Genomic DNA, 23,211 nt, shown 5'->3' with positions numbered 1-23,211 from the left:
CGGCCGCGTGACGCATATCTCCGTGCCGGGGCATTTCGGGGAATGGATACAGGGACGGATCGGAGCGCGAGGCCCGGTGGCGCTGATCACGCTGCCCGTCGCGGATCACGTCCGTCTTTGGCACGTCCCACAGCGCCGGGGCCTGCGCCTTCACGGCGTCGGGCTGAGGCCGGTGGAGGTGCGCCGGTTCCTGCGGTCGCTGGGGCTCGATCTGCGGGGTGTCGTGAGGATGCGCGCGCAAACGCTTCTCGGTCTTGGCACGGGCGTGTCGACTGCGCGGCTTGTCGGACTGGCGCGGCTTGCAGGCTGGCAGGGATCGCCCGAGGCGTTGGTCGCCGCCTGCATTGAGAGTGAGGGGGCCGCCGATCCGCTGCCCTTTCCGGCTCCCGAGCGCATGCTTTGGGCGTCACGAATCGGGCGGCCGTTGGAGCATTTATCGCCGCTGCCACGATACGAGATCCTTGGCGGGTTCTGGGGGGGGCCGAGCTTCACCGATCCGCAGGATACGAATTTCGGCGACATCTCGGATCTTGTCGCGCAGTGGAGCCTAGCGTGCGGGCTTGAGGAATTCGCAGCCCTCGCCACGCAAAGTGCCCTGCGTTGCACCGATCGGCGCGGACCAAAGGCGGACCCGACACCGCAGCTTGCCCGTGATCTCGGCGCGCTCGGCTGGTTGCGCGCCCATACCGGAGCGGCACGCGGTCTGATCTTTGCACCCGGCACCGTTCCCGACGACGCGGCTGGGCTGTTGCGCGCGACGGGCCTGCGCCAGTTGCGCCAGTTTCGTGGAGGAGAGCGATGAATTTTGCCGCGATGATGCTGGTCGCCATGGCGTTCGATCTCGCGTTTGGCTGGCCGAAAGCGCTATTCGAGCGGATCGGTCACCCGGTGACCTGGCTCGGGGCCCTGATCGGCGTGCTCGAGGCCCGGCTGAACCGGGAGGGCACGAACCGGCGCGCGCGTGGTGTCGTGACCGCGCTGTTCGTGACGGGCGTCGCTGCGGGGCTCGGGGCGGTTGCGCAAGCCCTGCTGCCCGCGGGCTGGATGGGCTTGTTGCTCGGCGGTGCGCTCGCCTGGCCGCTGGTTGCGCTGCGTTCGATGCATGATCATGTGGCGCGGGTCGCGAAGCCGCTGATCTCGGGCGATCTGACCGGTGCGCGCCACGCCGTCGCGATGATCGTCGGACGTGATCCGGCGCAGCTCGACGAGTCCGGTGTCGCGCGGGCTGCCCTCGAGAGCCTGGCCGAGAACAGTTCGGACGGGATCGTCGCGCCGCTTTTCTGGGGCGCCCTTCTCGGGCTTCCCGGCATCGCGGGTTACAAGGCGATCAACACGCTCGATTCGATGATCGGTCACCGCAATGCGCGCTATGAGGCCTTCGGCTGGGCCTCTGCGCGGATCGACGATGGGGTGAACCTGCTGCCCGCGCGGTTGACGGGCGCGCTGTTCGCGCTGGCCTCCGGCGCCCGGGCGAAGGCGGCGTTTCGGGTGATGCGCCGCGATGCCCGTGCGCATCGCTCGCCCAATGCGGGCTGGCCGGAATCGGCGCTTGCCGGGGCGCTGGGGGGCCGGCTTTCCGGCCCGCGTATCTACGGGGATCGGATCGCGCAGGAGCCTTGGCTTAACGGCGCCGCGCCCGATCCGGGGCCGCGCGATCTTGCGCGGGGGCTTGCGCTCTACACCCGGGCCATGGGACTTGGAGCGGTGCTGCTTGGCCTTGTCGCCTGGGCGATCTGGAGGGGATGAATGCGCGATCACGGGGGAAATATCGACCGGGCGACGGCGCTCTGGGGCGGCGAGGATTGGATCGACCTTTCGACCGGGATTAACCGACAGCCCTGGCCGGTGCCCGATCTGCCGCCGCACGTCTGGACCGATCTGCCGACGCAGGCGGCAAAATCCGCGCTGATCGAGGCCGCGCAGGCTGCCTTCTCGACACATGCGCCCGGCGTAGCGCTTGCGGGCGCGCAGCAGGCGATCCAGTTGATCCCGCGACTCAGTCCGTCGGGCCGGGCCCGTATTCTCGCCCCCACCTATAACGAACACGCGGCCGCGCTGCGCAGTGCCGGGTGGCAGGTCGACGAGGTTTCCCGCCTCGTCAATCTTGCCGGGGCGGATCTGGCCATCGTGGTCAACCCCAACAACCCCGACGGCACCCACCATCCCGCACAGGCCTTGCGCGCGCTCGCGCCCGATGTTGGACGGATGGTCGTCGATGAGAGCTTTGCCGATCCGGTGCCCGACCTTTCCGTGGCAGGCTCCGCCGGAGAGCGATTGATCGTGCTCCGCTCCTTCGGGAAATTCTGGGGGTTGGCGGGGCTGCGGCTCGGCTTTGCCTTCGCCGATGCCGCGACCGTCGCGCAGCTTTCCGAGATGGCGGGGCCTTGGCCCGTGGCCGGTCCAGCGCTTGAGATCGGCCGCCGGGCTTTGGCCGATCGCGACTGGCACGCGGTAACCGTCGCCCGCCTGAGCGCCGAGACCGCGCGACTCGACGCGTTCGCCGCCAGCGCCGGATGGGAGGTGATCGGCGGCACCCATCTTTTCCGCAGCTACGAGACACCCGACGCGATCGCCGTGCGTGACCGCCTTGCCCGTGCCCGGATCTGGAGCCGGATCTTCCCGTGGTCGCCGACCTGGCTGCGCCTCGGCCTGCCCGGCTCGGAAGGGGAATGGGCGCGTCTCGAGGAGGCAATGCGCTGATGGAATTCGACGATCACGCGCGCGCGACACTTGCCGAAATCCTGCGCTGGCGGCGCGATGTGCGCCATTTCCGTCCCGATCCGGTCCCCGAGCCGGTGCTGGAACGGCTGCGGGCGGCGATGGCGCATGCGCCTTCGGTAGGCAATGCGCGGCCCTGGCGGGTGCTGCGGGTGGAAAGCCCGGCGATCCGCGCCGGGCTGCGCACGATCTTCGCGCGCTGCAATGTCGAGGCCGCTCGCCGCTATGAGGGCGCGCGCGCCGAGCATTATGCGCGGCTCAAGCTGCAGGGCCTCGATACCGCGCCGGTGCAGCTGGCGGTCTTCACGCTGACCAATCCCGAGTCCGGGCACGGGCTGGGCCGGCAGACCATGCCCGAGACGCTGCGCCAGTCCACGGCGATGGCTATCCATACGCTCTGGCTTGCCGCGCGGGCGGAAAACCTCGGCCTGGGGATGGTCTCGATCCTCGACCGCCGGGCGGTGGAGCAGCTAATGAACATGCCCGAGGGCTGGGAATTTTCCGCGCTTCTGTGCCTGGGCTACCCGGAATTCACCGATTACAGGCCGCTTTTGCATCGCACGGGCTGGCAGGAGGATGCGCCGACGCTCTGGCAGAGGATCTAGCGCGCCAGCGCGAGCATCCCCGCCACATCGAGATGCGCCTCCATGTGATCGGCCAGCGCGTCGAGTGTCGCCTCGATGCGCCGCGCATGGCTCTGCCCGCTCGCCGCGACCCCGAGCCCGCCAAGATAGGCGGCGCGGAACTCGTCGGCCCCGAACAGCCCGTGCAGGTAACTGCCGGTGACCCGGCCGCAGCCCGAGATCGCGCCCTCGTCGATCCCGTCGATCCGCGCGAAAGGCCGCGCGCGGTCGGGGCCTTCGGTGCGTCCGATATGGATTTCGTACCCCTCGACCGAAAGCCCGGTGCCCGCGTGCTCAGCTGTCACCCGTGTCAGCCGCTTGTCGGGCGACATCACCGTTTCCACATCCAGCAGCCCCAGCCCCTCGGTCACGCCGGGCGCACCTTCGATCCCTTCCGGATCTGCGACCGAGCGTCCGAGCATCTGGTAGCCGCCGCAAATCCCCAGCACATGCCCGCCGCGCCGGTAATGCGCCACCAGGTCGATGTCCCAGCCCTGTTCGCGCAGGAAGGCCAGATCGCCGCGCGTCGATTTCGTGCCGGGCAGAATCACCAAATCCGCGTCGCCCGGTATCGGCTGGCCGGGGCCGACCATCACCAGATCGATCCCGGGTTCGGCCGCGAGAGGGTCGAGATCGTCGAAATTCGCGATCCGCGACAGCGCGAGGCACGCCACCTTGAGCTCGCTGCCGCGCGGCGCGCGCGTGAGGTCGAGCGCATCTTCGGCGGGCAGCAGATGTGCCTGCGCGAACCAGGGCAGCACGCCGAAGCCGCGCCAGCCGGTCCGCGCCTCGATCATCGCGTAGCCATCTTCGAACAGGCTGACATCGCCCCGAAACTTGTTGATCAGGAAACCTTCGATCATCGCCGCATCCTCGGGATCGATCACCGTCTGGGTGCCCACGATCTGCGCGATCACCCCGCCGCGATCGATGTCACCCGCCAGCACGACCGGCACGCCCGCCGCGCGTGCGAAACCCATATTCGCGATGTCACCCGCTCGCAGATTGACCTCGGCCGGAGAGCCCGCGCCCTCGACGATGACCAGATCATGCGCCGCGCGCAGACGCGCGAAGCTTTCCTGCACGGCCCCCATCAGCTGCGGCTTGATCGCCGCGTAATCGCGTGCCTTCGTCGTGGTCAGCCGACGGCCCTGCACGATCACCTGCGCACCGACATCGCTTTCAGGTTTGAGCAGGATCGGATTCATGTCGACCATCGGCTCAAGCCCGCAGGCCAGCGCCTGCAAGGCCTGCGCCCGTCCGATCTCGCCACCATCGGCGGTGACGGCGGCATTGTTCGACATGTTCTGCGGCTTGAAAGGCGCGACACTCAGCCCGCGCCGCCGCGCTGCCCGGCACAGCCCCGCCACCAGAATCGACTTGCCGACATTCGACCCGGCGCCCTGAATCATCAGTGCTGTCATCGCGAAGCCCCGACCGTGCATTTGCGAGGCGTTCGGGAGCCTCCGGCGGAGGCATTTCCGGGCAAGATGAAAGGGGAGGAGGGGCGCCGCGCCACAGCCCGATCACCCGGGGGCGGCGCGAGGCTTTCACCTTGCGCGGTCATCGGGACCTTTCCCTGTACCGCACGGCCAGATTTGCAGAGCGAGGTTAACAATCCCTTACCTTTCATCTTGCTTCAAATACCTGAAACCGACCGTAGCATCGGGAAGGCTGCGCGGATGGCTCAGAACTCCACCCCGGCCTGACCCTTGATGCCCGAGCGGAACGGGTGCTTGATCAGGGTCATCTCGGTGACCAGATCGGCGGCTTCAATCAAGCCTTCGGCGGCGTTGCGCCCGGTCAGGACGACATGGGTCATCTCGGGTTTTTCCTCGCGCAGAAAATCGAGCACCTCGTCGAGCGGCAGGTAATCGTAGCGCAGCGCGATGTTGATTTCATCGAGCAGGACCATCCGGATCTCGGGGTCACGGATCAGTTCCTTGGCTTTTTCCCATCCCGCACGGGCCGCTGCGATGTCACGCTCGCGGTCCTGCGTCTCCCAGGTGAAGCCTTCGCCCATTGCGTGAAATTGACACAGGTCGCCGAAATTTTCCGTTAGAAGGCGACGCTCGCCGGTGTCCCAGGCGCCCTTGATGAACTGCACCACGGCGCAGGGCATCTCATGGGCGATGCAGCGCAGAATCATCCCGAAACCCGAGGAGGATTTGCCCTTGCCGGGCCCCGTATGGACGATGATCAGCCCTTTTTCGCCCGATTTTCCCGCCATGATCTTGTCGCGCGCGGCTTTTTTCTTGGCCATTTTCGCGCTGTGGCGGGCCAGCGTTTCCGGGCTGTCGGTTTCGATGCTCATGCTGCGCTCCATCGCTTGACAAAAGGGGGGCGCTCGCCCAATCAGGGGGCGCGCTGGTTCCTGTCATTACGGCAGGCGAAGAGGGAATGCGACAGGTTTGCGATCCGAAACGGATCGGTCCTGAGCGCAGCCGCCCCCGCGACCGTGACCGGAGAGGTCGCCTCAAGCCACTGGCTCTCGGGCCGGGAAGGAGAGGAGACCGCAGGGCCCTGACAAAGGGTCCGGGATCCGCAAGCCGGGAGACCTGCCAGCGTTGATGATTACGGGCGAACGGGGTGTTTCGCGACCGGGTGGACAATGCCGGTCGCTTTGCATGACCCCATGTCCCTCTGGCTCGATCCCCTGCCGCCGAAAGCGAAAGGGATGGGCGCGATGCCAACGATCTTGACGGTTTGCACGACCTGCAAGCGCACGGATGCCGATCCGGCTGACGAGACGCGGCCGGGCACGCATCTGCTGCGCGCATTGCGCGATCAGGGCGTGCCCGATGGCGTTGAGATCCACGAGGTCGAATGTCTCTCGGCCTGTTCCAATGGGTGCGCGGTCGCGCTCTCCGAACCCGGAAAATGGTCCTATGTCTATGGCCGGATGAGTTCCGAGGATGCCGCCGACATCCTCGCGGGCGCTGCCGCCTATGCCGCGACCGATGACGGGTTGGTGCCTTGGCGCGAACGCCCGGTGATCTTCCGCAAGCAGAGCCTTGCGCGCATTCCCCCCTTTCCCGAACCCGAGCAGGAGTAACTCATGTCCGATCTGACCAAGATCCCCGTCACCGTGATCACCGGCTTTCTCGGCGCGGGCAAAACCACGCTGATCCGTCACCTGATGGCCAATTCGGGCGGGCGCAAGCTGGCCGTTCTGGTCAACGAGTTCGGGACCGTGGGCGTCGATGGCGAGATCCTGCGCCAATGCGCGGATGAGAACCGCCCCGACGAGAACATCGTCGAACTTGCCAATGGCTGCATCTGCTGCACCGTCGCCGACGAGTTCATCCCGACGATCGAGGCGCTGATGGCGCGTGCGCAAAAGCCCGATCACATCCTGATCGAGACTTCGGGCCTTGCGCTGCCGAAGCCGCTTCTCAAGGCGTTCGACTGGCCCGCGATCCGCTCGAAGATCACGGTGGACGGCGTGATCGCTCTGGCCGATGCCGAGGCCGTCGCTGCGGGTCGTTTCGCCCCCGACGTGGCTGCTGTGGATGCGCAGCGTCAGGCCGATGACAGCCTCGATCACGAGACGCCGCTTTCGGAAGTGTTCGAGGACCAGATCGCCTGCGCCGATCTCGTGCTTCTGTCCAAGGCCGATCTGGCGGGCGAGGAAGGTCTTGCCGCGGCGCGTGCGGTAATCGAGGCCGAAGTGCCGCGCAAGCTGCCGATCCTGCCGCTGACCGAAGGGGTGATCGACGCGAAGGTGGTTCTCGGGCTCGAGGCCGCCGCCGAGGACGATCTGGCCGCACGTCCGAGCCACCATGACGGGGCCGACGATCACGAGCACGACGATTTCGACACGGCGGTGATCGAGCTGCCCGAGATCGAGAACCCGGCGTCGCTGGTCTCTGCGATCGAGCGTCTTGCGCGCGAACAGCGGATCTTGCGCGTCAAGGGCCATATCGCGGTGACGGGCAAACCGATGCGCCTTCTGGTGCAGGCCGTAGGCGAACGCGTGCGCCATCAGTTCGACCGTCCCTGGGGCGCCGATCCGCGTCGCTCTGCTCTGGTGGTGATCGCCGAACATGACGATGTGGACGAGGCTGCGATTCGCGCCGTTCTTTTGGGCGCCTGCGAAGGTGCCTCCGCCTGATGCACGTCACCTTCCGCGAAAGTCACGGCCTTGAGGAAACCGAGGTGCCGACGGATTTGGGGCAACGGCCCGCGGATCTGGTGGTGCTGTCGTTTTCCGATAGCGACCTCGGGGCTTTCGCGGCGGGCTGGCGACGCGCTCAGGGCGGGCTGCCCTCGCTGCGGCTGGCCAATCTGGTCAATCTTCGCCACCCGGTCTCGGTCGATACCTATGTCGAGACCACGCTTTGCGGGGCGAAGGGCATTCTGGTGCGGCTGATCGGGGGCGAGGCCTATTGGCCCTATGGGCTCGCGAGCCTTCAGGATCTCGCGCGGCGGCGGGGGATCGCGCTTGCGGTGCTGCCCGCCGATGGGCGCGAGGATGCGCGCCTCGATCAGCTGTCGTCGCTTCCGGTCTCGACCCTGCGGCGGATGAAGGAACTTTGCGATGCCGGGGGCGCGGTCGCGTCTCAGGCGGCGCTGGCGCAGTTGGCGCTGGCCTCGGGGCTCTATGCGGGGCCGGTTCCGGGCGACAAGCGGCTGCCGGAGGAGGGGTTTTACTGTCCCGATCTCGGGCCGGTCGCGGCACCGGTTCTGGCGGCGGAGTGCGATAAGCCGCTCGCCCTTGTCAGCTTTTACCGCTCCTACGTCACCGCCGCTGACACTGCCCCGGTGGATGCGCTGATCGCGGGGCTCCGGGCGCGTGGGTTTGCAGCCTACGGGGTCTATGCGCCCTCGCTCAAGGCGCCGGGATTTGCGGATTGGCTGGCCGGGTCGCTTGGCACACGCGCCCCGTCGCTGGTCGTCAACGCGACGGCCTTTTCGGCGCAATCGCCCGATGGCACCACGCCGTTCGACCGCTATGGCTGCCCGGTGTTTCAGGTCGCGCTCTCGACGGCGCGTCGCAAGGAGTGGGCGCAGGCCGAGCGCGGTCTGTCGCCTGCCGATCTGGCGATGCATGTCGTGCTGCCCGAGGTGGACGGACGGCTTCATGCGGGAGTGATCTCGTTCAAGGCCCCCGAGCCGCGCGATCCGGATCTTGAATATTCCCGCTTTTCGCACCGGGCCGATCCCGAGCGGGTCGAGGCCGCGCTCAACCGGATCTGCGGCTGGCACCGGCTGGCCCGAACCCCGGTCGCAGAGCGCCGGCTGGCGGTTGTGCTTTCGACCTATCCGGGCCGGGCTTGGCAGATGGCGCATGCGGTGGGCCTCGATGCGCTGGCCTCGACCGAGGCGCTGATCGAGGCGTTGCGAGGCGAGGGCTATGACATCGCCGAGGGCGCGGGACCGCAGGCCCTCGAGACCGCGCGCGTCGCCTGGCCGCTGTCCGATTACCGCGTGGCGCTCGCCGCCTTGCCGAAGGCCTTGCAAGACGATCTGACCGCCGTCTGGGGCGCGCCCGAGGACGATACCGCCGTGACGGACGGAGCGTTTCATTTCGCAGCACTTCGGCGTGGCCCGCTGACGCTCGCGCTCCAGCCAGAACGCGGCGATCCGGCGATGCGCGACGACGAATACCATGATCTGGGCCGCACCCCGCGCCATGCCTATGTCGCCTTCTATCTTTGGCTGCGCGGGCAGGGGATCGATGCGCTGGTGCATATGGGCGCGCATGGCACGCTCGAATGGCTTCCCGGCAAGGCCGTGGCGCTCTCGGACAAGTGCTGGCCCGAGGCACTGCTGGGCGCCACCCCGGTCATTTACCCCTTCATCGTGAACGATCCCGGCGAGGCCGCGCAGGCCAAGCGCCGGATCGGGGCGCTCACGCTTGGCCATATGCCGCCGCCGATGCGCGCGGCAAGCGTGCCTGCGGGGATGCTGCATCTGGAGCGGCTTCTGGACGAATATTCGACTGCCGATGGGCTCGATCCGGCGCGGCGCGACCGGCTGATCGCGGATATTCAGGAAGAGGCCTGGGCGAGTGGCGTATCGGAGGATCTGGGCATCCCGCGCGATGCGAGCGCAGCCGAGGCGATCACCCGGATCGACCGCTTCGTCTGCGACATCAAGGAAAGCCAGTTCGGCGACGGGCTGCATGTGCTGGGGCAGGGCGCGTTCGGAGCGCAGGAACGCGCCGGCTTGATCGCGGCGCTTGCGTGCCGCCGCGTTGCCCCCGGTCCGTCGGGAAGCCCGGTGCGCGGGCGCTCGGACGTGCTGCCCACAGGGCGCAACCTGTTCTCGGTCGATCCACGTGCAGTGCCGTCCCGCGCGGCTCATGCGCAGGGCGTGAAACTGGCCGAGGAGTTGCTGCGCAAGCACCTTCAGGATCATGGCGACTGGCCGAAGGGGCTGGTGGTCGATCTCTGGGGGTCGGCCACGATGCGCACTGCGGGCGAGGAATTTGCGATGGCGCTGCATCTCGCGGGGCTCAAGCCGGTCTGGGATGAAAACGCCGCGCGGGTGTCCGGGGTCGAGGTGATCCCGCTCGCGCTTTTGAACCGTCCGCGCATCGACGTGACGCTGCGGGTTTCGGGCCTCTTTCGTGACATCTTCCCCGGCCTCGCGCAGCTGTTCGAGACCGGGGCTGAGGCGCTGGCCTTGCGCGAAGAGGACCCCGCCGACAATCCTTACCTGACCCGGATCGCCCGGGTCTTCGCGCCGCGCCCCGGCCAATACGGTCTGGGGATGGGAGAGGCGCTCGACCAGTTCACGCCGGAGGCCCGCGCCGCCGCCGGGGAGGCGTGGCTCGCGGCATCGTCCTACAGCATCTCGCGCAGTGGTGAGGTTCAGGCGGACCGGGGCGCGCTCGAGGCGCGGCTGCGCTCTGCGGACAGTTTCGTTCATGCGCAGGACCTGCCCGAAAGCGACGTGTTGCTTGCATCCGATTACGCCGCGCATGAGGCGGGCTTTGCCGCGGCGCTTGCGCGGCTCGGCGCACCGCAAGCAGCACTTTATCATCTGGATGCGACGCAGCCCGATAGCCCGCGTGCCCGCACCCTGACCGAAGAGATCGCCCGCACCGTGCGTGCGCGTGCCACCGATCCGGCCTGGGCGGAGGGGATGATGCGTCACGGCTTCCGGGGCGGGGCGGAGATCGCCGCGACCCTCGATCACCTCGCGGCCTTCGCGCATCTGGCGCAGGTCGTGCCGGCCCATCTTTTCGACCTTTACCACGAGGCCACCCTTGGCCGCCCCGATCTCGTGGCCTTCCTGCAAGAGGCCAACCCGCAGGCGCTCGAGGCGATGCGCGACCTCTACGCGCGGCTGGCCGAGGCGGGGCTGTGGCAGACACGGCGCAACTCCATCGCGGCCGGGTTGGAGGGCGACGCATGAGCTTCACCGTGAAAGGCTGGTGCCCCGGCGCGCTGCGTCCGATGCAATCAGGCGACGGTCTGGTTGTGCGCGTGCGCCCGGTCGCGGGACGGCTAACCCAGGTGCAGGCGGCAGGGATCGCGCAGGCCGCGCGCGCGCATGGAAACGGGCTGATCGACCTGTCGGGCAGGGCGAATGTGCAACTGCGTGGGGTCACGCCCGAGAGCCATCCCGCGCTTATCGCGGATCTGGCGCAGCTCGGATTGATCGACCCGGACATCGCGACCGAAGCGCGGCGTAATATCATCGTGACGCCCTTCGCCGATGCCGCGACCTATGCGCTGGCGGAGAGCTTGCAGACGGCGCTCGCGGCAGGGCCGGAGCTTCCGGGCAAGTTCGGCTTCCTCCTCGATTGCGGTTCGGCGCCAGTGATGGCCGATACGCAGGCCGATATTCGCTTTGAGCGCGCGCCGGACGGGCAGCTTTTGCTGCGTTGCGCGGGCTCCGATCTCGGCGCGCCCGTGACCGAAGGCCGTGCGGCAGAAGCCGCGCTGGATTTGGCGGAGTGGTTCGTGCGCGCGGGTGGGGTCGTCGATGGCCGTGGCCGCATGGCGCGGCTGATTGCGTCGGGGGTGAGGCCCGAGGAGACATTGCGCCCGCAAATCGCGCCTGCGACGGCCCTTTCGAGGCCCGAGCCGGGTCTGACCGTGCAAGGCGCATTGGTCGGGTTCGAGTTCGGCCAGATGCACGCCGAGACGCTTGCGGCACTAGCCTCTCTCGGCCCGATCCGGGTCACGCCCTGGCGGATGCTGCTCATCGAGGGGCTCTCGACGCTGCCCGACCTGCCCGACCTGATTAACGAAGCGGGCGACCCGCGCCTCCGCGTCTTCGCCTGCACGGGTGCGCCCGGTTGCCCGCAGGCCGCGCGTCCCACGCGCGAGATCGCACGCGCCCTCGCGCCCCGGGTCGCCGCCGGTCAGAAGCTGCATGTCTCGGGCTGCGCCAAGGGCTGTGCCTGGCCCGCGCCTGCCGATCTGACCTTGATAGCCACGCTCGAAGGCTTCGATCTCGTCCGTGACGGGCGTGCCTCGGACCACCCGGCGCACACCCGAATTTCGCCCGCCGCCCTTCCCGATCTGCCGGAGTTTTCCTGATGCCCTACACCTACGAGATGGACGGCGCGAAGATCTACGAACAGTCCTTCGCGACGATCCGCAGCGAGGCCGATCTCGCCCGCTTCACCCCCGAGGAAGAGGTTGTCGCGGTGCGGATGATCCATGCAGCGGGGCTGGTGGGTCTGGAGCGTGACATCCGCTTCACCCCCGGAATGGCCATTGCCGCGCGGGACGCGCTGGAGGCCGGCGCGCCCGTCCTGTGCGATGCACGGATGGTCTCCGAAGGGATCACGCGCGCACGACTGCCTGCCGACAACGCGGTGATCTGCACCTTGCACGACCCTTCGGTGCCGGGTCTGGCTCGCGAGATGGGCAACACGCGCTCGGCGGCGGCGCTCGAACTGTGGCGCCCGCATCTCGAAGGTGCGGTGGTGGCGATCGGCAATGCGCCGACGGCACTCTTTCACCTGCTCAACATGCTCGAAGATCCGGCCTGTCCGCGCCCGGCCGCGATCATCGGCTGCCCGGTGGGTTTCATCGGCGCAGCGGAGTCGAAAGACGCGCTGATGCAGGCGGCCCCGGTGCCCTCGATGATCGTGCAGGGGCGGCTGGGCGGATCGGCAATCACCGTGGCGGCGGTCAACGCGCTCGCCTCGCGCAAGGAGTAAGCGATGGGACGGATCATCTGTGCGGGCCTCGGCCCCGGCGACCCCGATCTGATGTCGCGCCGCGCCGAGCGGGCGGTGCGCGGCGCCAGCCATGTCGCCTATTTCCGCAAGAAGGGCCGCAAGGGCCAGGCGCGCCAGATCGTCGAGGGGATGATCGACGAGGGCGCGATCGAGCTTGCGATGGAATACCCCGTCACGACCGAGATCCCCTTCGACAGCCCCGAATACATCACGCAGCTTGCGCGTTTTTACGACGACTGGGCGGCGCGGCTGACAGAGCTTGCGCGCAGCCATGACATCGTCGTGCTGTGCCAGGGCGACCCCTTCTTCTACGGCTCGTTCATGCATCTCTACACGCGCCTGCGCGGCACGGTCGAGATCGAGGTGATCCCCGGCATCACCGGGATGACCAGTTGCTGGACCGCGACCGGCACGCCGATCACCTGGGGCGACGATGTGCTGACCGTGCTGATGGGGACGATGCCCGAAGACGAGATGGTGACGCGCATGGCGGCCTCCGATGCGCTGGTCGTGATGAAGACCGGGCGCAATCTGCCCAAGGTCAAACGCGCGCTTGCTCGTGCGGGGCGGCTAGACGAGGCCTGGCTGGTCGAGCGCGGCACGATGAAGGGCGAGCGGATCGTGCGGCTTTGCGAGACCGACGAGGCCGACTGCCCCTATTTCGCGATCGTGCTGGTGCATGGACAGGGGCGTCGACCCGAATTGCCCGCGCGTCCACTCGTCGAGGCCTCGCTGTGAGCGGCTGGGTCGCGGTTGCCGGGCTTGGCCCCGAAGCGGAGGATCTGGTGACGCCGGAGGTCCGCGCCGCGCTGGCCGAGGCGACCGATGTGGTGGGCTACATTCCTTACGTCGCGCGCGTCGCCCCGCGCGCGGGGCTGCGCCTTCATGCGAGCGACAACCGGGTCGAGCTGGACCGCGCGCTTCACGCGCTGGAGATGGCGCGGGAGGGGCGGCGGGTCGTGATCGTCTCCTCCGGCGATCCCGGGGTTTTCGCGATGGCCTCGGCCTTGTTCGAACGGCTCGAGACCGCGACCGATTTCGCTGGCACCGAGATCCGCATCCTGCCCGGTATCACCGCGATGCTGGCCGCGGCCGCCCGCGCGGGTGCGCCTTTGGGACATGATTTCTGCGCGATCAACCTGAGCGACAATCTCAAGCCATTCGATCTGGTCGAACACCGCCTGCGCCATGCCGCGCGGGGCGATTTCGCGATGGCCTTCTACAATCCGCGCTCGAAGTCGCGCCCGCATCAGTTCGCCCGCGTGCTCGAGGTCTTGCGCGAGGAATGTGAACCCGAACGGCTGATCATCTTCGCCCGCGCGGTCTCGACCCCGGACGAGGCGCTGCGGGTGGTGACGCTGGCCGAGGCCGCGCCCGAGATGGCCGATATGCGCACCGTCGTTCTGGTCGGAAACTCGCAGACCCGCCGCGTCGGGCCTTGGGTCTACACGCCGCGCGGCACTTCCGTTGCCGGAGCCGCCGGATGAGCCTCGAGCCATTCCATAACGCCTTCAAGCGTGTCGCGGGTCTCGCGCGGCGGCAGGGCTGGCCGGTCAACGAGGATCACCGGAAGGCGGAGTGCGCGGGCGGCGATCAGCTTGGCCTCCGCGCCGCGCCCGCCTGCGTTCTTGGCGACGATATGGGTGATGCGATGGTCCTGCATCAACGCGGTATCGCCCGCCACGTCGAACGGTCCGCGCGCGATCACGACATGCGCATCGGGCAGCGGCAGCGGACCCTCTGGCGGGTCGACCAAGCGCAGAAGGTAGTGATTTGCGGGCTTGGCCGCGAACTCGGCCAGTTGCTGCTTGCCGATGGCGAGAAACACGCGCGCGCCGCTCTCGGGCAGGGCGGCGCAGGCCGCCGTCATGTCGCGCACGCGCGTCCAGCGATCTTCCGGGCTCGCCTGCCACGGCATGCGCTCGTGGGACAGAAGGGGGAGGCTGCTCTGACCGCAGGCCTCGATTGCATTACGGCTCATCTGTGCGGCGAAAGGGTGGGTCGCGTCGATGACATGGGTGATGCGCTCGCGCAGGAAGTAATCGCGCAGCCCTTTCACGCCGCCGAACCCGCCGATCCGCGTCGGCAGCGGCTGCGGCACCGGATGATCCGTGCGCCCCGCATAGGAAAAAACCGCGTCGATCCCGTGCTCCGCCAGATGGCGGGCGAGGCGGCTGGCTTCGGTGGTGCCGCCGAGCAGCAGGAGGCGCGTCATGGCTGATCCGTGGTTGAGCATCGTGGGTCTGGGCGAAGATGGCCTGGGCGGGCTTTCGGATGCAAGCCGAAGCGCGCTGGCGCAGGCCGAGGTGATCTTCGGCGGGCCGCGCCACCTCGATCTGGTCGCGGCGGGCGAACGTGGCAGGGCCTGGCCCGTGCCCTTCGATATCGTGCCGGTTCTGTCCCTGCGCGGGCGTCGGGTCGCGGTTCTCGCCTCGGGCGATCCGTTCTGGTTCGGCGCGGGCGGCTCGCTTGCCGCACATCTCGCGCAGGGGGAATGGCGCGCCTATCCGGTGGCGGGCACCGTGTCTCTGGCCTGCGCTCGGCTTGGATGGAAAATCGAGGAGGTCTCGGCGCTCGCCCTTCACGCGGCGGGGTTCGGGGGGCTGCATCGGGCGCTTCATCGCGGGGCGAGGTTGGTCGTGACGCTGCGCGATGGAGAGGCTCCGGCGACCTTGGCCGCATGCCTTGTTGCGCAGGGCTTCGGTGCGGTCGGGATGCATGTGCTTGAACGTCTGGGGGGGCCGCATGAACGCGTCCGATTTGCCCGCGCCGATCGGTTCTCTTTCGAGGATATCACGGCTCCCGTTGCGGTGGCGCTCGACGCGGTCGATCTTCCGCAGGGTAGCGGTCTGCCGAAGTCGCCGGGACTGTCCGAGGATCGCTTTGCCCATGACGGGCAGATCACGAAGTCTCCGGTACGGGCGTTGACGCTGGCAGCACTTGCACCACGACCGGGGGAGTTGCTCTGGGATATCGGGGGCGGATCGGGCTCGGTCTCGGTCGAGTGGTGCCTTGCCGGAGGACGCGCGATCACCATCGAACCCCGCGCCGACCGGATCGCCAATATTCGCGCAAATATCGAGACATTCGGTCTGTCGCGGCAGATGGAAACCGTCGAGGGGCACGCGCCCGATGCGCTGGCCGATCTGGCGCTGCCCGATGCGGTCTTCATCGGCGGCGGCGGCTCGATGGCGCTCTACGACTGGCTTTGGTCGCATCTGCCCGAGGGGACACGGATCGTCGCCAATGGCGTGACGCTCGAGACCGAGGCGCTGCTTGCGGGGCTTCAATCCCGCCACGGCGGCGGCATTCTGCGAATTGAACTGTCGCGCGCCGAGCCGCTCGGCTCAATGCGCGGCTGGTCGGCCGCGCGGCCCGTGGTGCAATGGAGCGTCACGCGATGAGGGTGGCTGGGATCGGTTTTCAGCGCGGAGCGTCTGCGGCGTCGCTGCGTGCCGCGCTGGCATCTGTCGAACCGGTGGACCGGGTCGCGACGGCAGCGCCGAAGGCCGGGGAACTGGCGGCGGCGATTGGACGCGAGGTCGAGGGCGTCGACGTGGCAGGGGTCGCCACACCGACGCAATCGCAGGCGTCGTTTGTGGCGCACGCCACAGGATCCGTGGCCGAGGCGGCGGCCCTGGTGGCCGCAGGGCAGGGTACGCGACTGATACAGGCAAGAAAGATCATCGGCGGCGTGACCATCGCCGTCGCAGAAGGAGACGAGGGATGACGGTTCACTTCATCGGAGCAGGGCCGGGAGCGCCCGATCTGATCACGTTGCGCGGGCGCGACCTGATCGCCTCCTGTCCGGTCTGCCTTTATGCGGGCAGTCTGGTGCCGCAGGCCTTGCTTGCGCATTGCCCGGCGGGGGCGAAGATCGTGAACACGGCGCCGCTGAGCCTCGACGAGATCATCGACGAGATCGCGGCGGCCCATGCGGCGGGGCAGGACGTGGCGCGGCTGCACTCGGGCGATTTGTCGGTCTGGTCGGCGATGGGAGAACAGCTGCGCCGCCTGCGCGAACTGGGCATTCCCTATGACGTGACGCCGGGCGTGCCGAGCTTTGCCGCCGCCGCCGCCACGCTCAGCGCGGAACTGACCCTTCCCGGGGTGGTGCAGTCGGTGGTTCTCACGCGGACCTCGGGCCGTGCGACGGCGATGCCGCCCGGCGAGACGCTGGAGAATTTCGCGCGCACGGGGGCGGTGCTGGCGATCCACCTTTCGGTGCATGTGCTCGAGAAGGTCATCGCGGATCTTAGCCCGCATTACGGCGCCGATTGCCCTGTCGCCGTCGTCTGGCGCGCAAGCTGGCCCGATGAACGTGTGGTCCGCGCAACGCTCGGTACGTTGCGCACCGCTATCGGCGCCGAGATGGAACGCACCGCGCTGATCCTTGTCGGGCATTCGATCGGTGCGGAGACGTTCGACGAAAGCCGCCTTTACGCGGGCGATTACGACCGCCGTTACCGCCCCGTCGGCACCGATCCGCGCTTTCCAGAGACCGCACCGGAGCGCGGTGAATGACCCCGGGTCTGGTGATCTCGGCCCCGGCTTCCGGCGCGGGGAAGACGACGCTGACGCTTGGTTTGCTCGCGGCGTTGCGCGCGCGGGGGCTGGCGGTGCAGCCCTTCAAATGTGGCCCGGATTACATTGATCCAGCCTTTCATCGGGCAGCGGCGGGACGGTCTTCGGTCAATCTCGACGCCTGGGCAATGGCGCCCGCTCAGATCGCGCAGCTTGCGGATCGCGTGGCGGATATCATCGTCGCCGAGGGCTCGATGGGACTGTTCGACGGGGTGGCCGTGCCGGGTGAGACCGGGACCGGCGCCAGCGCCGATATCTCGGCGCTGATGGGCTGGCCGGTGGTGCTGGTGGTCGACGCCTCGGGACAGGCGCAGACGGCGGCGGCGGTCGCGCAGGGATTGGCCCAGTTTCGCAAGGGCGTCACGGTCGCGGGGGTTGTGCTCAACAAGATCGCCTCGCCCCGCCACGAAGCGCTGGTGCGCCAGGGCTTCGAGGGGATCGGGGTGCCGGTGCTGGGCGTGCTCCCGCGTGCCGCAGGGATCGAATTGCCGTCGCGCCATCTGGGCCTTGTGCAGGCCGAGGAGACAGGGGATCTGGCGCGGCTCCTGACCGAGGCCGGTCGGATCGTGGCGGAGCATTGCGACCTCGACGCGATCCTCGCTTGCGCGAAGGCCTCTCCACCCGACGCTTCGCCATGCCGCCCGGTGCCGCCTCCCGGCAGCCGGATCGCGCTTGCTCGCGACGCCGCGTTTTCCTTCGTCTATCCGCACCTGATGGAGGGCTGGCGCGCGGCGGGCGCCACGATCCTTCCCTTCTCGCCGCTGGCCGATGAGGCCCCCGATCCGAGTGCCGATTGCTGCTGGCTGCCCGGAGGCTATCCCGAGCTTCACGCGGGGCGGCTTGCGGGCAATGGAACCTTCCTCAACGGGACCCGCCGCTTCGCACAGACCCGTCCGGTTCACGGGGAATGCGGCGGTTACATGACGCTTGGGGCGGGGATCGTCGACGCCGAGGGAAAGCGCCACGAGATGCTGGGGCTTCTGGGGCTCGCGACCAGCTTTGCCAAACGCAAGATGCATCTGGGCTATCGACGCGCCGAGCTGATCGCGCCGCTGCCGGGCCATCGCGCGGGGGCGGTATCGCGTGGCCACGAGTTTCACTATGCCTCGATCCTGTGGCAGCCGGATGCGCCGCTTGCCCGTGTCTTCGATCCCAATGGCGACGCGGTGCCCGAAACCGGATCGCTGTGTGAAATGTCGGGCGGCGGGCGCGTTACCGGCACGTTCTTTCACCTGATCGCGGAGGCCAGCTCATGAGCGGTTTCGTTTCCTTCGTCTCGGCGGGGCCGGGCGACCCCGAACTTCTGACCCTCAAAGCGGTCGATCGGCTACAGCGCGCCGATGTGATCCTGTTTGACGATCTCGCCTCGGGCCCGATTCTGGTCCATGCAGGCGAGAGGGCCGAGTTGATCGCGGTCGGCAAACGGGCGGGTCGGCTCTCGCCGAAACAGGATCACGTCAGCCGACTTCTGGTCGATCACGCGTGCGCTGCGACCCGTATCGTGCGACTGAAATCGGGCGATAGCGGAATTTTCGGGCGCCTCGAAGAAGAGCTGCGCGCGCTTGATGCGGCTGGGATCGACTACGAGATCATCCCCGGTGTGCCCTCGGCCTGCGCGGCGGCGGCAGCGGCGGGTCTGCCGCTCACGCGGCGGCTGACGGCGCGCCGGGTGCAGTTCGTAACCGGGGCCGACATCACCGGCGATCTGCCCGAAGTGTTGAACTGGTCCGCGCTAGCCGATCCGGGGGCGACCACGGTCGTTTTCATGGGCAAGCGGACTTTTCCGCGGCTGGCGGCGCAATTGCAGGCCCACGGTCTGCCCGGCGAGACGCCCGCACTTCTGGCCGAGGCTGTGGGGCACCCGGAGCAGCACCTCCTCCGCACCACCGTGTCTGCACTGGCGGAAAGACTGGCGCAGAGCCGGTCCGACCAGCCCGCGCTGATCCTTTACGGACCGCTTGCCCCCGATGGGAGCGCGAAAAGCGCGCTTGAAGAGGGATCGAAACTTGACGCGGCCCGGCGGGTCGCGTTTACCTGAAACCCTGTTTGGTGCCCGCAGATGCGCAAAGCGCAGGGCTCAATCGGGAACGGGGAAGGGTGGACCAAGTTGCGGCACCCGAAGCCCCGGCCGCCCCCGCGACTGTATACGGTGAGCGCGCTCCGACAAGACCACTGGGGGTTGCCCCCGGGAAGGTGGAGTGGCGCTTCGACCCGCGAGCCAGGAAACCGGCCAACAGCCACATCAACCGCCGTCGGGTGTGACGGCAAGGAGAACGCGATATGCATATCGAACCCGGCATCTTCACCGGTGCCAAGATCGTCCTGAGCTATGCCACGGCGGCCACCGCCGGTCTTTATACCCTTAAGATCGCCGCGCAGGCCGTACGCGAACAGGGCCCCGTTTCACTGATCGCCCGCGCCGCCATCGCCACCGGCGCGGTCTTCACCTTCTTCCAGATATTGCCGCATCATGCGGTTGGCGTTTCCGAGGTGCATTTGATCCTCGGTTCGACGCTGTTTCTACTGCTTGGTGCCGCGCCTGCGGCGATCGGGCTGGCGCTGGGGCTTCTCATTCAGGGCCTGTTCTTCGCGCCCTTCGACCTGCCGCAATACGGGATGAACGTGACGACGCTTCTCGTGCCGCTCTTCGGGCTGCAACTTCTTGCCAAGCGTCTGATCGCGCCGGGCACGGCTTACGTCGACCTGAAATACGGTCAGGCTCTGGCGCTTTCGACGGCCTATCAGGGCGGGATCGTGGCGTGGGTCGCGTTCTGGGCGCTCTACGGTCAGGGATTTGCCGAAGTGGGGCAGGTGCTGACCTTCGGCGCGGCCTATATGTCGGTGATCCTTCTCGAGCCGCTTGTCGATCTGGCGGTGCTGGCGCTTGCGAAGCGTGCGTCCGCCCTGCGCGGCAGCGGCTTCGTCACGCCGCGCCTCTACGCCTGAGCGACGTCCGCTGAACGACGACGAAAGGGGGCCGCCAATGGCCCCCTTTCCCCTTGGAGAGACGCATGATCGAACTTGCCCTGATCGGTATCGGCACCGGAAACCCTGATCACGTCACCTTGCAGGCGATCGAGGCGATGAACGCTGCGGACCTCATCATGATCCCGGTCAAAGGCCCCGAGAAAACCGAGCTGGCCGAACTGCGCCGGACCTTGCTCGCGATGCATCTGAAAAATCCCGAAAGGCGCGTGGTCGAGTTCGACCTGCCGGTGCGCGACGTGGTCACTACCAGCTATGGCGGGACCGTCGCGGATTGGCATGGCGCGATTGCCGAGGCCTGGGAGGCGGTGATCGTCGACACGCTCGACCCCGGAACCCCCGGCAGGGTCGCCCTGCTGATCTGGGGCGATCCGATGCTCTACGACAGCAGCCTGCGTATCGCCGAGATATTGGGGCGTCGCATTCTGCTGAAACCGCGCGTCATTCCCGGCATCACCGCGATACAGGCGCTTTGCGCAGCCCATGCCATTCCGCTCAACGAGGTGGGTGCGCCGGTCATGATCACGACGGGGCGGCAGCTGCGCGACCACGGTTGGCCGGCTGATGCGGAAACCATCGTCGTAATGCTCGATGGAGAGTGCTCGTTCCGGTCGCTCGATCCCGAGGGATTCCGGATTTGGTGGGGTGGGTGCGTGGCGATGCCGCAAGAGCGCCTTGTCGCCGGAGTTCTGTCCGATGTCGCGGCGCAGATCGTAAAGGTCCGGGAGACCCTGCGGGCGGAAAACGGCTGGGTGATGGATATCTATCTGCTGCGCCGAATGAGCTGACCAGGGTCAGGGTTCATAACCGGTCGTGTCGCAAATGTGGTGGAAATTCCCTCACGGCAAGTTCCGGGCATTTGAGGTTGGCTCCTTTCAGTCCTAGTGTCGCTTAGCCCTTAATTGTGAGATGAGAAATTCAACGAAATCGACGGCTGTGCTTTACCCTTAAATATGAGATTTTGCCTTTAATTCAGATATTTTTTCCCTTAAATCATAACCGCTCGGTATAGACCGCCTTGCTCACTCAGGCCGCTTCGTTTTCGGGCCTCGCCGGTGGCTTAGGCGTCCAGTTCCACGGCAGCAACTCGTCGAGGCGGATTGCTTTGTGATCGTGGATCCGGCCGAGGATGTCGGCGAGGTAGGCTTGGGGGTCGAGGCTGCTCATCTTCGCGCTCTCGATCAGCGTCATCGCGCGGGCCAGGGTTTCGCCGCCGGTATCCGATCCGGAGAAGAGCCAATTCTTCCGCCCGACGCCGATCGGGCGCATCGCGCGCTCGGCGGGGTTGTTGTCGATGGCGACGCGATCATCCTCCAGGAAGAGCGTGAAGGAGGGCCAGCGGTTCAGGGCGTAGCGGAAGGCCTTGGCTAGGTCGCTCTTGCCGGGGATGCGCGTCAGCTGCTGCTCGGCCCAGGCCTTGAAGGCCGCAACCTTCTCGGCGCTGTGTTTCTTGCGGGCCGCAAGTTGGAGATCCGCCGGCTGCCCGGTGATCTCGCGATCGATCTCAGATTTGTTGGCCGTCCACACGTCGTGGAAGTCGCGCCGCAGATGTGCCCAACAGGCCGCCTCGTGGAACTGCTGCGTGTCGTCCGACCGCGTCTCGTAGAGATCCTTGAAGCCGGCATAGACGTCCGCCTGCAGAATGCCTTACGAGTTCGCGAGATGACCGCGCGGATGCTCGCCCTTCCTGTCTGGGGAGAAGTAGTAGACCGCGCCAGGCGGCGCCACGCCTGACCATGGCCGTTCATCGCGCATGTAGGCCCATATACGGCCCTGTTTTACACCCTTCCCGAGACCCTTGTCCTTTCGGGATCGGTCGAGCACGCGGATGGGCCCAAGTTCCCGAGGTGGTGATCCATGACCGCCCATATGCCGCTCAGGAATGATTAACCTTGCCGCTCCGCCTTTTCCTTAGCGGCATATGTCGGCTGATGTCCCCGGGTTGACGACCTCCGCAGATCATTCTGAGCTAGTTCACCTCGAAATCTCCCCTGCCAACACCGCTTGCCCGTGCACCGCCAACGTCGCTGAGAACCTCTGGCACCCAAACTTGCGGATTACGTCGAGTACCCGCGCTTCATAGGCAGCGTGCCCGATCAAACGACACAGGTCGGATGCGTGGAACTGGCGGTTCGCAATCGGCGCGGCTTGCATCTGTCTCAACAATTCTCGCTCTTTTGGGTCCGTTACCCGTTTCTGCGGCCGATTCACCTCGGGACGAGGCCGAGTTGTCTAATGAGCGTTCAAAACTGACCCGGTTTCAGCGTTTAAATTTGACCCACCCCTTGTGGAGCAAAGCCCCCAGTCGGGCCGCCCTCACATAGCGAGTCCGTCTGCGGATGATCATGATCGACGAGGTCCACAACCTCTTGGCCGGGACTCACCGCGAACAGCGCCGCTTTCTCAATGTTCTGCGGTATCTTAGCAATGAACTCGAGGTGTCGCTGGTCTGCCTCGGGGTCAGCGAGGCCGTCGATGCCATCCGTGGTGATATCCAGCTTGCCAGGCGGCTGGACGAACATCACCTGCCAAACTGGCGCGACGATGCCGAGTTCTCGGACATGATCCAGGCACTCATCGCGGCAATGCCCCTCGAGAAGAAATCCAATCTGAAGGTCAAGTCGCTCAAGCGAATACTTGCGCTGACCGGCGGGGTGACTTCGCGCATCTTCGCCCTGATCAAGGATCTTTCCATCGACGCTATTATCACTGGTGAGGAATGCATCACCGATGCCGCGATCGCAAAATGGACGCCGGTTTGGTCGCGCCATGCGAAAGCCGATCCGCGGATTGAGAAGTCCGGGGTGTGAAGCCGCGCCCGCTGCCAAAAACTGTCGCGCCGGTGCCAGACGAGTTGTTGTCAGGTTGGTTATCTCGGCTGGCGGCGGCCAACTACTGTGATGACGCGGAACTGCTGGCTCACATCAAAATCGATACCGCGCATGGCACCGCCTTGGACTTCAGCGTCGACGCGGTTGCGGCGGAGAAGATTGCCAACGTCGCACGAGTCGACCCAGATGTTGTGCGATCGTTGACCTTTCCAGCAATGACGACACGAGAAGCCTCGCTGACGGCACAGATGCCATTCCAGCATTGCCCGCAATGCTCCCGAGAGGGCCTTTCGCTGAGGCATTGGAGGCGGGCTTGGGCATT

General features: G+C 67.0%; 23 protein-coding genes, 2 pseudogenes and 2 riboswitches. Of the genes and pseudogenes, 20 read left to right on the top strand and 5 right to left on the bottom strand.

Annotated features, from left to right (window positions below; translation table 11 throughout):
• The first annotated feature begins 7 nt into the window (after window positions 1-7).
• The 4 genes from VK792_RS17445 to bluB are packed head-to-tail and all read left to right on the top strand — an operon-like array spanning window position 8 to window position 3,323.
• Window positions 8-802: a propanediol utilization protein gene (locus VK792_RS17445; protein WP_326299150.1), complete on the top strand. Its 795-nt coding sequence runs from the start codon at window positions 8-10 to the stop codon at window positions 800-802.
• Window positions 799-1,746, top strand: a complete 948-nt coding sequence (gene cbiB / locus VK792_RS17440; RefSeq protein WP_326299149.1) for an adenosylcobinamide-phosphate synthase CbiB — start codon at window positions 799-801, stop codon at window positions 1,744-1,746. The genes VK792_RS17445 and cbiB overlap by 4 nt, the downstream gene beginning before the upstream one ends.
• The gene (gene cobD / locus VK792_RS17435; protein ID WP_326299148.1) at window positions 1,747-2,700 is read left to right on the top strand and encodes a threonine-phosphate decarboxylase CobD; all 954 of its coding nucleotides are present in this window, start codon (window positions 1,747-1,749) and stop codon (window positions 2,698-2,700) included. It begins immediately after the preceding gene.
• Complete coding sequence (gene bluB / locus VK792_RS17430; protein ID WP_326299147.1) at window positions 2,700-3,323, top strand: 5,6-dimethylbenzimidazole synthase; 624 nt, start codon at window positions 2,700-2,702, stop codon at window positions 3,321-3,323. The genes cobD and bluB overlap by 1 nt, the downstream gene beginning before the upstream one ends.
• Here the strand turns inward: bluB and VK792_RS17425 are convergent.
• Together VK792_RS17425 and cobO are read right to left on the bottom strand one after the other, a co-directional pair.
• On the bottom strand, window positions 3,320-4,765 hold the full coding sequence (locus VK792_RS17425) for a cobyric acid synthase (protein WP_326299146.1): 1,446 nt from the start codon (window positions 4,763-4,765) through the stop codon (window positions 3,320-3,322). The two genes, bluB and VK792_RS17425, sit on opposite strands and share 4 nt — an antisense overlap.
• A gap of 263 nt (window positions 4,766-5,028) precedes the next feature.
• Window positions 5,029-5,655 (bottom strand): cob(I)yrinic acid a,c-diamide adenosyltransferase, encoded by a 627-nt coding sequence (gene cobO, locus VK792_RS17420; protein WP_078528976.1) that lies wholly within the window; start codon window positions 5,653-5,655, stop codon window positions 5,029-5,031.
• Window positions 5,656-5,692: 37 nt separating this feature from the next.
• Window positions 5,693-5,921, top strand: a riboswitch (cobalamin riboswitch).
• Window positions 5,922-6,027: 106 nt separating this feature from the next.
• Between cobO and VK792_RS17415 the strand changes: the two genes are divergently transcribed.
• The 7 genes from VK792_RS17415 to cobJ are packed head-to-tail and all read left to right on the top strand — an operon-like array spanning window position 6,028 to window position 13,976.
• The gene (locus VK792_RS17415) at window positions 6,028-6,396 is read left to right on the top strand and encodes a DUF1636 family protein (RefSeq protein WP_078529039.1); all 369 of its coding nucleotides are present in this window, start codon (window positions 6,028-6,030) and stop codon (window positions 6,394-6,396) included.
• Between the two features lie 3 nt (window positions 6,397-6,399).
• Window positions 6,400-7,455 carry a cobalamin biosynthesis protein CobW gene (gene cobW / locus VK792_RS17410; protein WP_326299145.1) on the top strand — a complete coding sequence of 352 codons (1,056 nt, stop codon included), beginning with the start codon at window positions 6,400-6,402 and terminating at the stop codon, window positions 7,453-7,455.
• Window positions 7,455-10,706 carry a cobaltochelatase subunit CobN gene (gene cobN, locus VK792_RS17405; RefSeq protein ID WP_326299144.1) on the top strand — a complete coding sequence of 1,084 codons (3,252 nt, stop codon included), beginning with the start codon at window positions 7,455-7,457 and terminating at the stop codon, window positions 10,704-10,706. Before cobW ends, cobN begins: the two co-directional genes overlap by 1 nt.
• Window positions 10,703-11,839, top strand: coding sequence for a precorrin-3B synthase (cobG, locus tag VK792_RS17400; RefSeq protein WP_326299143.1), 1,137 nt, complete (start codon window positions 10,703-10,705; stop codon window positions 11,837-11,839). The genes cobN and cobG overlap by 4 nt, the downstream gene beginning before the upstream one ends.
• Window positions 11,839-12,468, top strand: coding sequence for a precorrin-8X methylmutase (locus VK792_RS17395; protein ID WP_326299142.1), 630 nt, complete (start codon window positions 11,839-11,841; stop codon window positions 12,466-12,468). The genes cobG and VK792_RS17395 overlap by 1 nt, the downstream gene beginning before the upstream one ends.
• Window positions 12,469-12,471: 3 nt before the next feature.
• Window positions 12,472-13,227, top strand: a complete 756-nt coding sequence (locus VK792_RS17390; RefSeq protein WP_326299141.1) for a precorrin-2 C(20)-methyltransferase — start codon at window positions 12,472-12,474, stop codon at window positions 13,225-13,227.
• Window positions 13,224-13,976, top strand: coding sequence for a precorrin-3B C(17)-methyltransferase (gene cobJ / locus VK792_RS17385; RefSeq protein ID WP_326299140.1), 753 nt, complete (start codon window positions 13,224-13,226; stop codon window positions 13,974-13,976). The genes VK792_RS17390 and cobJ overlap by 4 nt, the downstream gene beginning before the upstream one ends.
• On the opposite strand, the gene VK792_RS17380 is transcribed toward cobJ, so the two are convergent.
• Window positions 13,934-14,704 carry a cobalt-precorrin-6A reductase gene (locus VK792_RS17380; RefSeq protein WP_326299139.1) on the bottom strand — a complete coding sequence of 257 codons (771 nt, stop codon included), beginning with the start codon at window positions 14,702-14,704 and terminating at the stop codon, window positions 13,934-13,936. The two genes, cobJ and VK792_RS17380, sit on opposite strands and share 43 nt — an antisense overlap.
• Between VK792_RS17380 and cbiE the strand changes: the two genes are divergently transcribed.
• From cbiE to cobF, 7 genes are all read left to right on the top strand, one after another.
• Window positions 14,703-15,893 (top strand): precorrin-6y C5,15-methyltransferase (decarboxylating) subunit CbiE, encoded by a 1,191-nt coding sequence (gene cbiE, locus VK792_RS17375; RefSeq protein WP_326299138.1) that lies wholly within the window; start codon window positions 14,703-14,705, stop codon window positions 15,891-15,893. The two genes, VK792_RS17380 and cbiE, sit on opposite strands and share 2 nt — an antisense overlap.
• Window positions 15,890-16,219, top strand: a complete 330-nt coding sequence (locus VK792_RS17370; protein ID WP_326299137.1) for a cobalamin biosynthesis protein — start codon at window positions 15,890-15,892, stop codon at window positions 16,217-16,219. The genes cbiE and VK792_RS17370 overlap by 4 nt, the downstream gene beginning before the upstream one ends.
• Window positions 16,216-17,013: a precorrin-4 C(11)-methyltransferase gene (gene cobM / locus VK792_RS17365; RefSeq protein WP_326299136.1), complete on the top strand. Its 798-nt coding sequence runs from the start codon at window positions 16,216-16,218 to the stop codon at window positions 17,011-17,013. Before VK792_RS17370 ends, cobM begins: the two co-directional genes overlap by 4 nt.
• Window positions 17,010-18,329, top strand: a complete 1,320-nt coding sequence (locus VK792_RS17360; protein WP_326299135.1) for a cobyrinic acid a,c-diamide synthase CobB — start codon at window positions 17,010-17,012, stop codon at window positions 18,327-18,329. Before cobM ends, VK792_RS17360 begins: the two co-directional genes overlap by 4 nt.
• Window positions 18,326-19,111, top strand: coding sequence for a uroporphyrinogen-III C-methyltransferase (gene cobA / locus VK792_RS17355; protein ID WP_326299134.1), 786 nt, complete (start codon window positions 18,326-18,328; stop codon window positions 19,109-19,111). Before VK792_RS17360 ends, cobA begins: the two co-directional genes overlap by 4 nt.
• Window positions 19,103-19,322, top strand: a riboswitch (cobalamin riboswitch). It overlaps the preceding gene by 9 nt.
• A gap of 31 nt (window positions 19,323-19,353) precedes the next feature.
• A complete protein-coding gene (locus VK792_RS17350; protein ID WP_326299133.1) occupies window positions 19,354-20,019 on the top strand; it encodes an energy-coupling factor ABC transporter permease in 666 nt (221 codons plus the stop codon).
• A 65-nt stretch (window positions 20,020-20,084) separates the two neighbouring features.
• Window positions 20,085-20,846 (top strand): precorrin-6A synthase (deacetylating), encoded by a 762-nt coding sequence (gene cobF, locus VK792_RS17345; RefSeq protein ID WP_326299132.1) that lies wholly within the window; start codon window positions 20,085-20,087, stop codon window positions 20,844-20,846.
• Window positions 20,847-21,084: 238 nt separating this feature from the next.
• On the opposite strand, the pseudogene tnpC reads toward cobF, so the two are convergent.
• Together tnpC and VK792_RS17335 are read right to left on the bottom strand one after the other, a co-directional pair.
• Window positions 21,085-21,891 (bottom strand): annotated as a pseudogene (gene tnpC / locus VK792_RS17340) (IS66 family transposase); the annotation flags it as partial.
• Window positions 21,892-22,032: 141 nt separating this feature from the next.
• Window positions 22,033-22,287 (bottom strand): annotated as a pseudogene (locus VK792_RS17335) (hypothetical protein); the annotation flags it as partial.
• Between the two features lie 110 nt (window positions 22,288-22,397).
• Here VK792_RS17335 and VK792_RS17330 point away from each other — a divergent pair.
• Both VK792_RS17330 and VK792_RS17325 read left to right on the top strand, forming a co-directional pair.
• A complete protein-coding gene (locus tag VK792_RS17330; RefSeq protein ID WP_326299131.1) occupies window positions 22,398-22,868 on the top strand; it encodes a TniB family NTP-binding protein in 471 nt (156 codons plus the stop codon).
• A partial coding sequence (locus VK792_RS17325) for a TniQ family protein (protein ID WP_326299130.1) occupies window positions 22,865-23,211 on the top strand: 347 nt, incomplete at its 3' end. The genes VK792_RS17330 and VK792_RS17325, both read left to right, overlap by 4 nt.

Source organism: Mesobacterium hydrothermale, from assembly GCF_035818635.1.
Lineage (GTDB): Bacteria > Pseudomonadota > Alphaproteobacteria > Rhodobacterales > Rhodobacteraceae > Mesobacterium_A > Mesobacterium_A hydrothermale.
This window is presented reverse-complemented; position numbering and strand designations above follow the sequence as displayed.